This window comes from Paraburkholderia agricolaris, from assembly GCF_009455635.1.
GTDB classification, from domain to species: domain Bacteria; phylum Pseudomonadota; class Gammaproteobacteria; order Burkholderiales; family Burkholderiaceae; genus Paraburkholderia; species Paraburkholderia agricolaris.
This window is the reverse complement of sequence record NZ_QPER01000001.1, coordinates 3,237,112-3,253,052: the sequence shown is the minus strand read 5'-3', so window position 1 is coordinate 3,253,052 and position 15,941 is coordinate 3,237,112. Positions and strand designations below refer to the sequence as shown.

Here is a 15,941-nt window from a genome sequence, read left to right as displayed (position 1 = left end):
CTGAAAACCGGAGCGGGTTGCCTGGAAATGCAAGTCTTTCGGACGTATTCAACCGGCTCGCTACCTCGACTGGATGAATCGTGCCTTTGGTCATAAACCGGAGCATCCGTACCGAGCGATGAAGCTACACATGATGTTCCAGCATTCGCGGGCGCTTGCTGGCGTCATTGCGCAATTGCTTGCGGCCAACCTGGTTCAATGAGGACAACCATGCTTGCCCGCCTCAACTCAAGAGTCGCACTGACCGTCGCGACGCTTATCGCGCTGCTCGGCGCATTCGCTGCACCGGTGCACGCACGCCCTTCGATTGCTCAATACGATCAACCGAAATATCCCGCCGATTTCACGCACTTCGACTATGCGAATCCCGACGCGCTGGCGAACGGCTCGTTGAGTTTCGAAAACTATAGCGAACTGCAGACCTACGATTCGCTGAATCCGTTTCTGGTGCGCGGTGCGCCTGCGCCCGACATTCAGAATCTGATGTTCGATACGCTGATGCAGCGTAGCTGGGACGAACTGGCCTCCGAATATCCGCTGATCGCCGACGATGTGGAGGTGGCCGCGGATTTGACCTCGGCGACATTCCATATCAACCCCGCCGCACGCTTTTCCAACGGCGATCCGATCACCGCCGCCGACGTCAAATATTCGTACGACACTCTGGCGAGTCCGCAGGCATCGCCGCTGTTCAACGCGCAGTTCTCGATCATCAAAAGCGCGACGGTGATCGACAGGAGCACGGTCCGTTTCGACTTCAAGCATCCGGAACGCGATGCGCCGCTGATTGCCGGCGACCTGCCGATCTTCTCGCCGAAGTGGGGGATCCAGCCTGACGGCAAACGTCCACCATTCGATCAGATCTCATCCGCGCCGCCGATCAGCAGCGGCGCGTATCTGATCGAGAGCCGTAAAAACGACAAGCAGATTACATATCGCCGCAATCCGGACTACTGGGCGGCGAATCTGCCGTCGCGACGCGGCATGTTCCGCTTCGCGCGGATCACGTTCAATCTGTATCGCGATCATTACACGCAACTCGAAGCCTTCAAGGCGGGCGACGCGGACGTTATCGTCGAATACAGCGCAACGCAGTGGGCCCGCAAGTATGTCGGCAAAAACTTCGACAACGGGCTATTGAAAAAAGGCGAATTCGCCGACGGTCCCGCGCAGATGCAGGGCATGCTGATGAATATGCGCAAGCCGATGTTCCAGGACCCGCGCGTGCGCCATGCCTTGACGCTGGCACTCGATTACGACTGGATGAACCGGATGATGTTCTACGGCCAATACCGGCGCACCAGCAGTTTTTTCGAGGCCAGTCCGTTCGGCGCGACCGGCATGCCGGGCAAGAAGGAACTGGCGCTGCTCGAACCATTGCGCGGCAGCGTGCCGCCCGAGGTGTTCGGTCCAATGTTCAAGCAGCCCGACACGATCCCGCCGAATTCCCTGCGCGGCAATTTGCGCGTCGCGCGCGATCTGCTGGCGCAAGCCGGTTGGCACTATCGCGACGGCGCATTGCGCGATGCCAACGGTACGTCGATGACGATCGAGATCATGGACGATCAGCCCGGCATGGATCGCCTGATCCTGCCGTATATGCAGGCGCTCGACATGCTCGGCATCCATGCTCATATGCGCGAGATCGACAGTGCGTTGTATGAAAAGCGCCTGGATAATTTCGAGTACGACATGACCACCTTCATCTATCCGCCGGTCACGATTCCGGGCGCTGAACTGACACGCCGTTTCGGCAGTGCGGCCGCATCTGAGATCGGCTCCGAGAACTATTCGGGTATTCGTTCAAAGGCGGTCGACTCCCTGATTCACTCCGCGCTCTCCGCTACCAATCTCGACGATCTGGAAGCCGCGACCCGTGCGCTGGATCGCGTGCTGATCTACTCGTTTTATCTCGTGCCCGAGTACTACGCACCGGACGCGCGCATCGGCTACAAGAGGACAATCGGTTTTCCGAAGATCGTACCGAATTCATATCTGTATGAGGACTGGGTGATCGACTACTGGTACGTGAAAGCGTCGAACGAACAGACGGCACAACAACTTCAGACGGCGCAGTCCGCCGGCTCAACCACGGCGCTTGCGCACTGAGGAACAGCATGCTTGCCTACATTCTCAGACGATTGCTGTTGATGGTGCCGACGTTGCTCGGCGTGGTCACGCTCACTTTTGTCGTCACGCAGTTCGTGCCGGGTGGGCCGGTCGAACAGGTGATGACGCAACTCCGCCACGGCGTTGGCCGTGGCGGAGAGGCGGGGGCGGGGGGCGGCGGCTATCACGGCAGCCAGGGTGTCGATCCGCAACAGCTCGAGCAGATCAAGAAGCAGTTCGGCTTCGACAAACCCCCGCTCGAACGTTACGTGTTGATGCTCAAGCGCTACGCGAGTTTTGATCTCGGCCGGTCCTACTATCAGCACGATAGCGTGTGGGACGTCATCAAATCGAAGTTGCCGGTGTCGATCACGCTCGGCTTATGGACAGTGATGCTCACGTACCTGATATCGGTGCCGTTAGGTATTGCGAAAGCAGTGCGCAATGGCTCGCGCTTCGATACGGTGACCAGTGTCCTGGTGCTGGCCGGCTATGCGATTCCAGGTTTCGTGCTCGGCGTGCTGTTGCTGATGCTGTTCGGCGGCGGCACCTTCTGGCAGGTGTTTCCGATGCGCGGCCTGACCTCGGACAACTTCAGCGATCTCAGCACCTTCGGCAAGCTGCTTGACTACTTGTGGCACATCGTGCTGCCGGTCACGGCTTCGGTGGTCGGCAACTTCGCGATCGTCACGATCCTGACCAAGAACACCTTCCTCGAGGAGATTGGACGTCAATACGTTTTGACCGCGCGCGCCAAGGGTGCGCCGGAGCGCGACGTGCTGTGGAAACACGTGCTGCGCAATGCCGCGATTCCGTTGCTGACCGGCTTGCCGGCCGCCTTCGTGGGAGCTTTCCTGAACGGCAATCTGTTGATTGAAACCTTGTTTTCGCTCGACGGCATGGGCCAACTTTCGTATGACTCGGTGATTCGTCGTGACTATCCGGTCGTGCTCGGTTCCCTGTTTCTGTTCACGCTGATCGCTCTCGTAACCAAACTCATTGCTGACGTCTGCTATGTCCTCGTCGACCCCCGCATCCAATTCAACCGCCTGGACCGCTGATCTGTCCGGCGCGGCGCACGTGGCGTCGCCGTCTCCCTGGCGGCGCACATGGTGGCGCTTCAGGCAGCAGCGGCTCGGTTACTGGAGTCTCGTGATCTTAGTATCGCTGTTCGTCATCAGTCTGTTCGGCGAGGTGTTGTCCAACGATCGTCCGCTGATTGTCCGCTATGACGGGCACTACTATTTCCCTATCGTAAAGGACTATTCGGAGAAGATCTTCGGCGGCGATTTTCCTGCCCGTGCGAATTACCTCGATCCGTATATCCGTTCGCGACTCGAATCGAACGGCAACTTTGCGATCTATCCGCCGAATCATTTCCACTACGACACGATCGACTACTTCGCGGCCCATCCGTATCCGGCGCCGCCCACCCGGAGCAACTGGCTCGGCACGGATCAGTTCGGCCGCGACGTGCTTGCGCGGCTGTTATACGGTTTCCGGCTCTCGGTATTGATGGCGCTCGCGCTCACGGTATCCGGCGTCCTGATCGGCGTATTGACTGGCGCGGTGCAGGGTTTTTATGGCGGACGCACCGACCTGATCGGCCAGCGTCTGATCGAGATATGGAGCTCGATGCCTGACCTGTATCTGCTGATCATCTTCGCGTCGATCTTCGAGCCGACGCTATGGCTGCTCTTCATTCTTCTGTCGATGTTCGGCTGGCTCGTGTTGTCCGACTACGTGCGCGCCGAGTTCCTGCGCAACCGTTCGCTCGATTATGTGAAGGCGGCACGCACCATGGGTCTCTCGAACTGGCAGATCATGTGGCGCCATGTGCTGCCGAACAGTCTGACACCGGTGATTACGTTTCTGCCGTTTCGCATGAGTGCGGCGATTCTGTCGCTGACCAGTCTCGACTTCCTCGGGCTGGGTGTGCCGCCGCCCACACCGAGCCTCGGCGAATTGCTTCAGGAAGGCAAGAATAATCTCGACGCCTGGTGGATTTCGATTTCGGCTTTCGCCGCGCTGGTGATTACGTTGCTGCTGTTGACCTTCATGGGTGACGCGCTGCGCAATGCGCTCGACACGCGCAAGCGCGGTTCGGCCTTTGGTGGAGGTCCGCGATGAACGAAGCCAAAGCCAATCGGCCCTTGCTCGAGATTGATCGCTTCTCGGTGCGCTTCGGCGACAAGATTGCAGTGCATGAACTAAGTCTCTCGATTGCGAGGGGCGAGCGCGTTGCGCTTGTCGGCGAATCGGGTTCCGGCAAGAGCGTCACCGCGTTGTCTATCTTGCGACTCGTCGAGCATGCGGAGCTGAGCGGCCGCATGCTGCTGGACGGCGAAGATCTGCTGCAGAAAACCGAGCAGCAGATGCGTGGCCTGCGCGGCGCCGATGTGGCAATGGTGTTTCAGGAACCGATGACAGCGCTCAATCCGCTTTTCACGATCGGCAAGCAGATCGCTGAAAGTTTGCGTCTGCATGAGGGCTTGCGGCCGAATGCGGCGCGCAAGCGCGGTATCGAGTTGCTCAGGCGCACGGGTATCCCTGAGCCGGAACGGCGCATCGACAGCTTTCCGCATCAACTGTCAGGTGGCCAGCGGCAGCGCGCGATGATCGCGATGGCGCTGGCATGCCGGCCACGCCTGCTGCTTGCCGACGAACCGACCACCGCGCTCGACGTCACCGTGCGTCAGCAGATCGTCGATCTATTGATCGCATTGCAGGAGCAGGAGGCTGCCGAGCGCGGCATGGCCGTGTTGCTGATCACGCACGACCTGAATCTGGTGAAGCGCTTCGCGCAACGCGTCGCGGTGATGGAGAAGGGCGTGCTGGTCGAGACCAATACGACTGAAGCCCTGTTCTCCAACCCACAGCATCCCTACACCCAGCGCCTGCTGGACAGCGAGCCGCAGCGTGCGGTGGCGCCGGTCGAGCCAGGTGCGCGGCGTTTGCTCGAGGTGCAGGGACTCGCGGTCGACTACAGCACGTCTGCGAAGGGCTGGCGTTCCCTGTTCGGGCGCTCCACGTTCCGCGCGGTGCACGACGTCGACCTGAGCGTGCGGCGCGGCGAGACGCTCGGCATCGTCGGCGAATCGGGATCCGGTAAATCGACGCTGGCCGCAACTGTACTCGGCTTGCAGCGGCCGGCGGCCGGTCAGATCCATATCGACGGTTTGCCGCTGGCCACGCTGAAAACCGCGCGTTCGCGCCGGGCGCTGTATTCGCGCATGCAGGTCGTGTTTCAGGACCCGTTTGGCTCGCTGTCGCCGCGCATGACGGTGGAGCAAATCGTCAGCGAAGGCCTGACCATGCATCAGCCCGACATGGACGCCAGGGCGCGGCGCGCCCGCGTGGGTGGTTTGCTGGAGGAAGTGGGCATGCCCGCGGACGCCATGCTGCGCTATCCGCACGAGTTTTCCGGCGGCCAGCGCCAGCGTATTGCGATTGCGCGCGCGTTGGCGGTCGAGCCGGAATTGCTGGTGCTCGATGAACCGACCAGTGCGCTCGATGTATCCATCCAGAAACAGGTGCTGAATCTGCTGACAAATCTGCAGAAAAAGTACAAGCTTAGCTATTTGTTCATTACGCACGATCTGGCGGTGATGCGAGCCATGGCGCATCGCGTGATCGTGATGAAGTCAGGACGCATCGTTGAAGCGGGCGACACCCTTGATGTGCTGCACGCGCCGTCGCATCCTTACACCCAGTCGTTGCTCGCGTCGTCGCTGATCGTGTCGCCGGCGGGTGCAACCGAGACTCCTACGGGAACTGCCAATGATTGACGAACGTTGGGCGCAAGCCGCCCGATCGCTTGGTAGCCGCGCGGCATTCTGGTCGCTGCGCATTGTCGACGAACAGATCGACGACCACGAGATCCGCAACGACATCGCGCAACCCATGCGTACAGTGCGCGATCGTGGCGCAATGCTGATCGCATGGGCGGGCGCGGGCGCAGGCTATGCGGCTACCGCGAATCTGAGCGCCGCCGGTCTGCAGCAAGCGCTGGATCTCGCCACGGCGCGCGCGGAGGCGAGCGCGGCCTTGTCGTTGATCGACCATCGCGAGGTGGCGCGCCCGGCCGTGAGCGGCCACTATGTATCGCCGAATGCGCAGCATGCGTTGCCGAGCCGCGCCGAGTGGCTGGAGCGCCTCAGCGTGGAATGCGCGGGTGCGAATCTCGATGCGCGCATTGTGGAGCGTGTCGCGGCCGTGCAGATCACGCATACCGATCAGCTCTACGTGACTAGCGACGGCGTGCGGATCAATCAGCGGTTCCAGTTCGTGATGCCGCAATTGAGCGTGGCCGCCCACGCGGACGGCGATACACAGGTGCGTACGCTCGGCGGCAACTACGGCACGCTGGGGCAGGGTGGCATGGAAGTGCTGGCGCGTTTCGGCTTCGACGGCTCAGGTGCGCGTGTCGCCAATGAAGCGCTGCAATTGCTGGCCGCGCCGAATTGCCCGTCGGGCAAGCGCGATTTGCTGCTGATGCCCGATCAGATGATGTTGCAGATTCACGAATCGATCGGCCATCCGCTCGAGCTCGATCGCATTCTCGGCGACGAGCGCAATTTTGCCGGCTGGAGCTTCGTCAAGAAGGAGATGTTTGGCTCGTACCGCTACGGTTCGGAACTGCTGAACGTGACCTTCGATCCGGATTTGCGCGAGGAAGCCGCCGCGTACGCCTTCGACGACGACGGCACTGAGGCGAAAAAACAGTATCTGATCCGCGACGGCGTGCTCGAACGTCCGCTCGGCGGCGCGCTTTCGCAGCAGCGCGCGCAGATGGCGGGCGTGGCGAATTCGCGTGCCTCGAACTGGAACCGCCCGCCGATAGACCGGATGGCGAATCTGAACATCGAACCCGGCGAGCATTCGCTCGCGCAGATGATCGGCAACATCGAACACGGTATTCTGATGCGCACCAATACGTCCTGGTCGATCGACGACCATCGCAACAAATTCCAGTTCGGCTGCGAGTTCGGTCAGCTGATCGAAAACGGCAAGCTCACCCAGGTCGTCAAACAGCCGAATTACCGCGGTATTTCAGCGAATTTCTGGCGTAGCCTGAGCGCGGTGGGGAATGCGCAGACGCGCGAGGTGTACGGCACGTCCATGTGCGGCAAGGGCGAACCGGCGCAGATCATTCGCGTCGGCCACGCGTCGCCGGCGTGTGTGTTCAGCAACATCGACGTGTTCGGAGGCGCCTGATGAGCCAGTTCATCTCCTCGCGCGCCGCTGCAGCGGTCGACTGGCAGCAGCATTTCACCGCGCTGGCCGACGCTATCGAGCGCCTGCAGCAGGGCTCGGAAACCACGCTGAGTTCATTTGCCGGCGAGCAATCCGACTTTATCCGTTTCAACCTGGGCCGGGTGCGGCAGATCGGCAGCGTGTCGCAAGGCAAGCTGACCTTGCGCTTGATCGACGGCGCACGCCAGGCCTATTCGACGCTGACAATCTGCGGCGATCTGCAACAGGATCTGGACGATGTGAGCGCGGCGCTCGCCACCTTGCGCGAAGGTCTGCGTGGTGCGGCGGATGACCCGCATCTGCTGATCGACACGACGCAATGGGCGCGCACCACCCAACGTTCGGGCAAGCTGCCGGAGCCGGCTGGCTTGCTGCGCGTGGTCGCCGAATGCGCGCAAGGGCTGGATTTCGTGGGTTTTTACGCGGGCGGCACGATTGTGCGGGGCTTTGCGTCCACGGGTGGCAGCCGCGGCTGGTACGAAGTCGACAACTTCAATTTCAGCTGGTCGCTGTACGACCCGAGCGGTCGTGCGATCAAAACGACTTACGCCGGCGACGACTGGAGCGACACGGTTTTCGCCCGCAAGGTCGAACAGGCCGCAGCGCGTCTGTCGGTGCTCGCGCGCACGCCGCGCACCCTGGCGCCGGGGCGTTATCGCTCGTATCTGGCGCCTGAAGCACTGGCCGAACTGCTCGGCGTGACCGCATGGAGCGGTTTCTCCGCGCGCGCCCAGGCGAGTTCGCGCAGCGAGTTGTACAAGCTGCATGTGGGAGAAATCGTAGTCGACCCGCGCGTCACGATCAGCGAAGATCTGAATCTCGGCATTACACCCGGCTTCAACGACGACGGCTACCTGCGCGAAAGCGTCTCGCTGATCCAGGCCGGCCGCAGCGCCGAACGCCTGACCAATGCCCGCAGCGCGCGCGAGTACGGCTTGACGCCTAACGGTGCGCTGGCGGGCGAGTCGCCGGCCGCGCTCTCGATGCAAGCAGGCGATCTGCGGGAAGAAGACGTGCTGGCAAAGCTCGATACGGGTCTCTACATTGGCAATCTCTGGTACGTCAATTTCTCCGACCGGATGAATTGCCGCCTGACCGGCATGACGCGTTTCGCGACCTTCTGGGTCGAAAACGGGCAGATCGTTGCGCCGCTGGATGCCATGCGTTTCGACGACAGTTTGTACCGCCTGCTCGGCAGCGAACTCGAAGAACTCGGCTCGCAGGCGCAATTGCTATTGAGCGATTCGACATGGGGCGAGCGCGCCACGGGCGGCATGCAATTGCCCGGCATCCTGGCGAGGTCATTCGAATTGACGTTATGAGCCTATGAATCAAGACATAAGAACAAAATCCAGTTCAGGGGGCTTACCCGAGGGTTTGAAGCTGCGCGCATTGCGTGTTTCCGACGTCGAACAATTCCATGCCATGTGGCAGTTGCCGGCCGTGGTGAACGGCAATCCGCACGTACCGTTTCAGACGCTGGCCAGCTCGCGCGAATACCTCGAAAAACTCGCGCCCCCCGAGATCGCGATCGCCGCGACGGTTGGCGATACCCTGGTGGGCGAGGCGGAGTTCACGCCTTTCAAGGGGCGCCGCGCGCATGCCGCGTCGATCGGCATTGGTGTTCACGACGCATGGCACCGGCGCGGCATCGGCTCGGCGCTGATGGCCGAACTACTCGATCTGGCCGATAACTGGCTCGGTCTGCGCCGTCTCGAGTTGCATGTCTTCGCCGACAACCATGCGGCGCTCGCACTCTATCGCAAGTTCGGCTTCGAGATCGAAGCGCATCAGCGAGGTGCGGTGTTGCGCCGTGGCGTCCTGATCGACTGCTATTTCATGGCGCGGCTGCGCGAGGCACCGCTATGGATGTCGGCGCCACCGGCAATCCACAATGAGCCGGCAGCCGCCAGCATCGTAGCGGAATAGGACTATGAAAGAAGAAACGGTGCAGCACGGCGCCGCGCTCGACAATCGTATTACGATTCGCGCACTTGAATCGTCCGATATGGACGCGTTCGCCGATATCATGAGCTTGCCTGGCGTGCGGCGCGGCACGTTGTCGGTCGGCTACCGCAGCGCCGACCAACTCAAGATATGGTACGAGCGGCGCCTCAAAGACGGTGTGAACGTGTGTGCAACGATTGACGGGCACATGGTCGGCCACGCAGGCTTGGAGGTCCAGCGGCCCAGTCGCGCGCATTGCGCGCACTTAGGATTGGCCGTGCATGACGCGTATCATGGGCGCGGTGTCGGCTCGGCGCTTCTGCAGGGGCTGACGGATTGCGCGGACGCGTCGCTCGGTTTGCGCCGTATCGACCTCACGGTGTTTCTCGACAACGCGCCGGCGATTGCGCTGTATCGCAAGTTCGGCTTTGTCGAAGAAGGCCGCTCGCGCGGTTTCGCGATGCGCGACGGCATACTGGCCGACGTGCTGCATATGGCCCGCCTCGTTGACGCGCCGCGCCTCCAGCCAATCTGAACGGACTATTGCGTGCCATTTTTTTTCATCGACCGCCCGGTCTTCGCATGGATTGTTGCGCTCGCTATTGTGGTAGCGGGCGCGCTCGCCATTCCGCAACTGCCGGTGGCGCAGTATCCGCGTCTGGCACCGCCGCGTATCGTGATCAGCGCCACCTATCCGGGCGCCGCCACGGAGGTGGTCGATGCGAACGTCGGCAGCATCATCGAGGAAAGTCTCGATGGCGCCGACAATATGCTGTACTACGAAACGACTAGCGACAATCTCGGCAATCTCGAGATCGACGCGACCTTTGCGCCGGGCACTAACCCGGATCTCGCGCTGGTCGACATCCAGAACCGTCTCAAGCAGGTCGAGCCGCGCCTGCCGCAACAGGTCGTGCAGCAGGGCATTAGCGTATTCAAGGCGGCCAATACGTTCCTGATGCTGGTTGCGCTGACATCGACGGACGGCTCGCGCGATTCCGTGCAACTGAGCGATTACCTGAGCCGCTACGTCTTGCGTGAACTGAAGCGCGCGCCGGGTGTGGGCGCGGCCGAGTTGTGGGACGCCGACGAGGCGCTGCGCATCTGGCTCGATCCGATGAAGCTGCGCGAATACGGCCTCGGTGCCGCCGAAGTCAACGCCGCGATCGCCGCGCAGAATGCCACCGTAACGGCCGGCACGCTGGGCGACGCGCCGTTCGTTCCGGGGCAGCAATTGACCGCCTCGGTGAGCGTGAAGGGGCAACTGATCTCGCCCGCCGAGTTCGGACAGATCGTGCTCAAGGCATTGCCCGACGGCTCGGCCGTGCGCTTGCGGGACGTCGCGCGGGTCGAGCTCGGGCGCGACAACTACTCGTACTATTCCCGCCTGAACGGCAAGGCCGCCGCAACCGTGGGTATTCAACTCGGGCCGCGCGGCAATGCGCTCGAGACGTCCAACGCGATCCGCGCGCGGCTGGCTGAACTTTCGAAAACCTTGCCGCCTGGTGTGGCGGTCGAAATCCCGTTCGACAACGCCCATTTCGTGCAGATCGCGATTCGTGAAGTGCTGGTCACGCTGGCGGAAGCGGTGGTGCTGGTGTTCTTCGTGATGTGGCTGTTCCTGCGCGATCTGCGCTACACGCTGGTGCCGACGGTGGTGATTCCGGTCACGCTGATGGGCGCGTTTCTCGCGATTTACGTCTGCGGCCTGTCGATCAACGTGTTCACGATGTTCGGCCTCGTGCTCGCCATCGGTATCCTCGTCGACGATGCGATCGTGGTGGTGGAAAGCGTGCATCGCGTGATGGAAGAAGAAGGCTTGCCGCCGCGTGAGGCAACCCGTAAAGCGATGTCGCAAATCGGCGGTGCGATCGTCGGCGTGACCGCCGTCCTGACTGCCGTGTTCGTGCCGATGGCATTCTTTCCAGGCGGCGTCGGCGGTATTTACCGGCAATTCGCGGTGGCGATGATCGCCTCGATGCTGGTGTCGTCGTTCATGGCTTTGTCGCTGACGCCCGCGTTGTGCGCGAATCTGCTGAAAGCGCACAAGCATCCGGTGAGTGAGCGCGATGCCCGCCGCGGCCCGCTCGGTTTCGCGGCGCGCGCGGCAAGTCATTTCACCGCCGGTTTCGATCGCACAGCGAGCGGCTATCGTGGGCTGACCGCGAGAACGCTGCGCCGTATTGGACCGATGCTGGTCATTTATGCCGTGCTGGTCGGCGTATGCGGCGTGCTGTACTGGCAAATGCCCGGCGGCTTTTTGCCGAGCGAAGACCAGGGCCAGTTGCAGGTGATGGTGCAATTGCCGGCCGGCGCCACGCAGGCGCGTACGCTTGCCGTGGTCAAGGGGATGGAAAACATCCTGCATATGGAGCCCGCGATTGCGCACGTCACCAGTGTGATCGGCTGGAGTTTTACCGGCAGCGGTCAGAACGTGGCAATGGGTTTCGTCGAACTGAAAGACTGGGGCAAGCGCGACACCGATGCGATGGCGTTGCGGGATCGCCTCAACGAGAGGTTCGACAAGATTCTCGACGGCGACGTTGAGGCGCAATTGCCGCCTTCCGTGCCGGGTCTGGGGCATTCGGACGGCTTCGTGTTCCGGCTCGAAGATCGCGGTGGAGTCGGGCTGGACGCGTTGAAGGCCGCACGTGAGCAACTGTTCGCGCAGGCAAAGGCGAGCCCCGTGCTGGCATCGGTGCATTCCGAGGACTTGCCGGATGCGCCGCGTGTCGAGCTGATTATCGACCGCGCGAAAGCGTACGCGCTCGGCGTGTCGTTCGATCGTATCTCTGACGTGCTGGGCAGCACCTTCGGCTCGACGTATATCGACGACTTTCCTGCCGGCGGCCGCATGCGCCGGGTGATGATCTCCGCCGACGCCGCGACCCGCATGACCGAAGACGATCTGATGGCGCTCTCGGTGCCGAACTCGACGGGCGGCATGGTGCCGCTGTCGGCGATTGCGTCGCGCCATTGGTCCATTGGACCGGTGATGCTGAGCCGCTACAACGGCTACCCGTCGCTCGACGTGAGCGGTCACGCGGCGCCTGGCTACAGTTCGGGCGCGGCGATGGCCGAAATGGAACGGCTCGCCGCTGCGTTGCCGCTCGGCGTTTCGTACGACTGGGTCGACGCGGCGCGTGAAGAAACCGCTGCGGCGCGGCTTACCCCGTTGCTGATCGGCTTGTCGGTGCTGGCCGTGTTCATGGCGCTGGCTGCGTTGTACGAAAGCTGGACGATCCCGCTTGCCGTGCTGATGGTCGTGCCGCTCGGCGTGATCGGCGCAGTCGCCGCCGTACTGCTGCGCGGCATGCCCAACGACGTGTACTTCAAGGTCGGCATGATTACCGTGATCGGTCTTGCAGCGAAAAACGCGATTCTGATCGTGCAGTTCGCGCGCGACCTGTATCGCCGGGGGCTGCCGTTGACGCGTGCTGTCACCGAAGCGGCCGCGGCGCGCTTCCGGCCGATCGTGATGACCTCGGCGGCGTTCCTGCTGGGCGTCGTGCCGCTCGTAGTGTCGAGCGGGGCGGGTGCCGAAAGCCGCCGCTCGATCGGCACCGGCGTATTTGGCGGGGTGCTGGCGGCCACGCTGTTCGGCCTCGTGTTCGCGCCGGTCGCGTTTCATGCGGTTGCCTCGCTAACCTATAGCAGGCGGAGGCTCGCAGAGCTGCGCCGCAAGCGTAACGAGCGGCGTGCCCAGCGGGCGGCGAGCGAAAGCGGTCAGTTGACCAACGGCCGATGACGCGACGGCGGCCGTGTGGCGCCTGGGCGCCGCGCCGTCGTCAGCGTCGAACGCAGCGTTCAGCCAGCCGGTTGATTCGCTGCTGCGGGTGCTGCGCCGCCCGGCATTTGCGTAGCGGTTGTGGACGCGTGCGCGGCCGGCATGCAGTCCGCGCGATATTCGGCTTGCAGTTTTTGCTCGGCCTGCTCCAGATCGCTCGGGTATTCGTCGTCGTCGTTGCTCGGGCTGTAGCCGACCGCTTCCAGTTCACCGAGTTCGTTCATCAACTGCTTGTGCGTGACTTCGGTTTTGAGCTGTTTGAACGGGTAGTCGTTGCATTGCTGCTGTGTGAGACCCGGTGAAGCCATTGCCGATGCGCTGCCGATCAGCAGAAGGGTAGTGACGAGTGTTCTGGTTGCGAGCTTCATGTTTGTGCCATCCACGATAAGGTTCGAATCGGACCGCTAGAGAAACAGCGGGATGGCAGTAGGCTAGTTGAGGCAGCCTACCGAAGCGGCGTCGGGAAAATGAAATATGTTTTATCGTTCTGCCGCCCGCTCCCAGCGGCCTTGCAGCTAACTTAAATTTTTCTTCATGAAGCGGATGTTCATCCGCCATGCGCACGCGCGTAGCCTGCAGGCAGGCACTGGGGCAAAGCGGCGACACCCGTCGAATCGCACGCCCGTACTCTGAACGCGCAAGCCAAATATGGCATCATGTCTTTCTACTGATAACCGGTCGCGCCCACCGCTCGCATCGGTAGAGCTGGCGGCGGCGCATGCAATGATCATGTCGCGAGTATTGACGATCGAAGATGATGAAATTACCGCGAATGAAATTGTCGGGGAGCTGAAAAGTCGCGGCTTCACCGTGGATTGGGTGGCCAACGGCCGCGACGGCATGGCGCGCGCGATCAGCGAAGACTATGACGTGATCACGCTCGACCGCATGCTGCCGGGCGTGGATGGTCTCACGATCCTGACCACCATGCGCAGTATCGGCATTCAAACGCCGGTGCTGATGCTAAGCGCGCTGGGCGATGTGGACGAACGGGTGCGCGGCCTGCGCGCCGGCGGCGACGATTATCTGACCAAGCCGTTCGACCCCGAGGAAATGACCGCGCGTCTCGAAGTTTTGCTGCGTCGCAGTCAAACGCCGGCTACGCCGCTCGAAACGCATCTGCGGGTCGGTCCGCTCGAACTCGATCTGATTTCCCGCAAGGTGCAGCGCGACGGCGAAGAGATCGTCCTGCTGCCCACCGAGTATCGCGTGCTCGAATTCATGATGCGGCATGCCGGACAAACCATCACGCGCACCATGCTGTTCGAAGCGGTGTGGGGCTACCACTTCGACCCGGGCACCAATCTGATCGACGTACACATGGGCCGGCTGCGCAAGAAAATCGACCCACCCGGCGTGACGCCGATGATCCAGACCGTGCGCGGCTCGGGTTATATCCTCGCATGAGCAGACCATTTTGATGGACACAACCTTCCCGGCTCAATCTGCGCTCGGGCGGCGCTGGCATTCCACCACCTTTCGCCTGCTATCGGTTTACGCGGTTATCTTTTCGCTTTCGGTGATGGTGTTGCTGGGCTACATCGGCTGGGCCGTGACTGGCGATATGGAGCGCGAGACGGATGTCGTGATGGACTGGCAACTGGTCTACTTCGATTCGGTGCCTGATGCCGGCCTCGTAGACGCGATTCATCGGCGTATCGAACACGAGCGCATGCATACGAATTACTACGGCCTGTTCGCGGCCGATGGCCGGCAACTGGCCGGCGATGTCCTCGCGTATCCAACGCAACTTCCCACCAATCGCACTGGCAAGACGCTCGATCTTGCGCTCGCGAAGGGACGCAACGAGCAGGTGCCGGTGGTTCGCGCGATGGCCGAGCGGCGCAAGGACGGCTCGACGCTCGTGATCGGCCGTGATCTGACGCACATTCTGCGGATTCGCGAGACCATCATCAACGCGCTGGTGGGCGGCGGTATCGTGTGCCTGCTTGCAGGCGTGGCGGGTGGACTTGCACTGAGCGTGCGGCAGATGCGCCGCCTGAAAGCGATCCGGCGCGTCACGCAGCGTATTGCCCAGGGCGATCTTGCGCAACGCCTGCCGATCGGCGGACGCGACGAAGTGGATATGCTCGCGCATCTGGTGAACCACATGCTCGCGGAAGTCGAGCGTCTCATGAATGAAGTGAAGGGCGCGTGCGATGGTATCGCGCACGATTTGCGCACGCCGCTCGCGCATGTGCGGACCTTGCTCGCGCATGCGGCGGAGCACACCGACTCGCTTGACGATCCTGCGCTATCGCAATTGGTGGAACGCGCGCGGATCGAGACCGATGCCTTGCTCGACCGGTTTCGCGCGATGTTGCGTATCTCCGAGATTGGCACGCTGCAGCGCCGCGGTGGATTCGGCGAGGTGCAACTGGAGACGCTGGTGCAGGAAGTGGGTGAACTCTACGAGCCGCTTGCCGAGAGCCGCCTGATTCAGCTGTCCGTGCATGCGCAACCGGTCGACGCGATTCATGGCGACCGCGCGTTGCTGTTCGAAGCGTTGAGCAATCTGATGGATAACGCGATCAAGTTCACGCCGGAGGGTGGTGCGGTACGTATGGAGCTTCGGCAGACTTCGGCGGGGCCGCAGGTGGATATTGTCGATAACGGGCCGGGGATTGCCGCGGATGAACGCGATGCGGTCCTGCAGCGGTTTTATCGTGGGGAGAGTACGCGGCACCTGGCCGGATCGGGGCTCGGTTTAAGCATTGTTTCGGCGGTGATGCGGGTGCATGACTTCACGATGAAGATCGGCAATGCGCAGCCTGGCACGAGGATCTCCATCGAATGCTGGTCGAGGACGCTGGCATGAGCTTATGCGTTCTCTTTATCCTGA

At 62.0% G+C, this 15,941-nt stretch carries 12 protein-coding genes; 11 read left to right on the top strand and 1 reads right to left on the bottom strand.

Features of this window, described 5'->3' with window-relative positions; translation table 11 throughout:
* The first annotated feature begins 210 nt into the window (after positions 1 to 210).
* From GH665_RS14300 to GH665_RS14260, 9 genes are read left to right on the top strand one after another with little or no spacing between them, the layout of a single operon-like run.
* Complete coding sequence (locus GH665_RS14300; protein WP_246216213.1) at positions 211 to 2,109, top strand: extracellular solute-binding protein; 1,899 nt, start codon at positions 211 to 213, stop codon at positions 2,107 to 2,109.
* Positions 2,110 to 2,117: 8 nt separating this feature from the next.
* Positions 2,118 to 3,170 carry a microcin C ABC transporter permease YejB gene (locus GH665_RS14295; protein ID WP_153136407.1) on the top strand — a complete coding sequence of 351 codons (1,053 nt, stop codon included), beginning with the start codon at positions 2,118 to 2,120 and terminating at the stop codon, positions 3,168 to 3,170.
* Positions 3,124 to 4,239 carry an ABC transporter permease gene (locus GH665_RS14290; protein ID WP_153136406.1) on the top strand — a complete coding sequence of 372 codons (1,116 nt, stop codon included), beginning with the start codon at positions 3,124 to 3,126 and terminating at the stop codon, positions 4,237 to 4,239. The genes GH665_RS14295 and GH665_RS14290 overlap by 47 nt, the downstream gene beginning before the upstream one ends.
* Positions 4,236 to 5,897 carry an ABC transporter ATP-binding protein gene (locus GH665_RS14285; protein WP_153136405.1) on the top strand — a complete coding sequence of 554 codons (1,662 nt, stop codon included), beginning with the start codon at positions 4,236 to 4,238 and terminating at the stop codon, positions 5,895 to 5,897. The genes GH665_RS14290 and GH665_RS14285 overlap by 4 nt, the downstream gene beginning before the upstream one ends.
* Positions 5,890 to 7,326, top strand: coding sequence for a TldD/PmbA family protein (locus GH665_RS14280; RefSeq protein ID WP_153136404.1), 1,437 nt, complete (start codon positions 5,890 to 5,892; stop codon positions 7,324 to 7,326). The genes GH665_RS14285 and GH665_RS14280 overlap by 8 nt, the downstream gene beginning before the upstream one ends.
* Entirely contained in the window at positions 7,326 to 8,687 is a 1,362-nt protein-coding gene (locus GH665_RS14275) for a TldD/PmbA family protein (RefSeq protein ID WP_153136403.1), read from the top strand. Before GH665_RS14280 ends, GH665_RS14275 begins: the two co-directional genes overlap by 1 nt.
* A gap of 4 nt (positions 8,688 to 8,691) precedes the next feature.
* Complete coding sequence (locus GH665_RS14270; RefSeq protein ID WP_153136402.1) at positions 8,692 to 9,294, top strand: GNAT family N-acetyltransferase; 603 nt, start codon at positions 8,692 to 8,694, stop codon at positions 9,292 to 9,294.
* A 4-nt stretch (positions 9,295 to 9,298) separates the two neighbouring features.
* Positions 9,299 to 9,847 carry a GNAT family N-acetyltransferase gene (locus tag GH665_RS14265; protein ID WP_153136401.1) on the top strand — a complete coding sequence of 183 codons (549 nt, stop codon included), beginning with the start codon at positions 9,299 to 9,301 and terminating at the stop codon, positions 9,845 to 9,847.
* A gap of 12 nt (positions 9,848 to 9,859) precedes the next feature.
* The gene (locus tag GH665_RS14260) at positions 9,860 to 13,060 is read left to right on the top strand and encodes a multidrug efflux RND transporter permease subunit (RefSeq protein WP_153136400.1); all 3,201 of its coding nucleotides are present in this window, start codon (positions 9,860 to 9,862) and stop codon (positions 13,058 to 13,060) included.
* A 59-nt stretch (positions 13,061 to 13,119) separates the two neighbouring features.
* On the opposite strand, the gene GH665_RS14255 is transcribed toward GH665_RS14260, so the two are convergent.
* The gene (locus GH665_RS14255) at positions 13,120 to 13,467 is read right to left on the bottom strand and encodes a DUF4148 domain-containing protein (protein WP_153136399.1); all 348 of its coding nucleotides are present in this window, start codon (positions 13,465 to 13,467) and stop codon (positions 13,120 to 13,122) included.
* A gap of 361 nt (positions 13,468 to 13,828) precedes the next feature.
* Here GH665_RS14255 and GH665_RS14250 point away from each other — a divergent pair, with 361 nt between their 5' ends.
* Entirely contained in the window at positions 13,829 to 14,506 is a 678-nt protein-coding gene (locus GH665_RS14250) for a response regulator transcription factor (RefSeq protein ID WP_074286056.1), read from the top strand.
* Between the two features lie 13 nt (positions 14,507 to 14,519).
* Positions 14,520 to 15,917 carry a sensor histidine kinase gene (locus tag GH665_RS14245; RefSeq protein WP_153136398.1) on the top strand — a complete coding sequence of 466 codons (1,398 nt, stop codon included), beginning with the start codon at positions 14,520 to 14,522 and terminating at the stop codon, positions 15,915 to 15,917.
* The last annotated feature ends 24 nt before the right edge of the window (positions 15,918 to 15,941 follow it).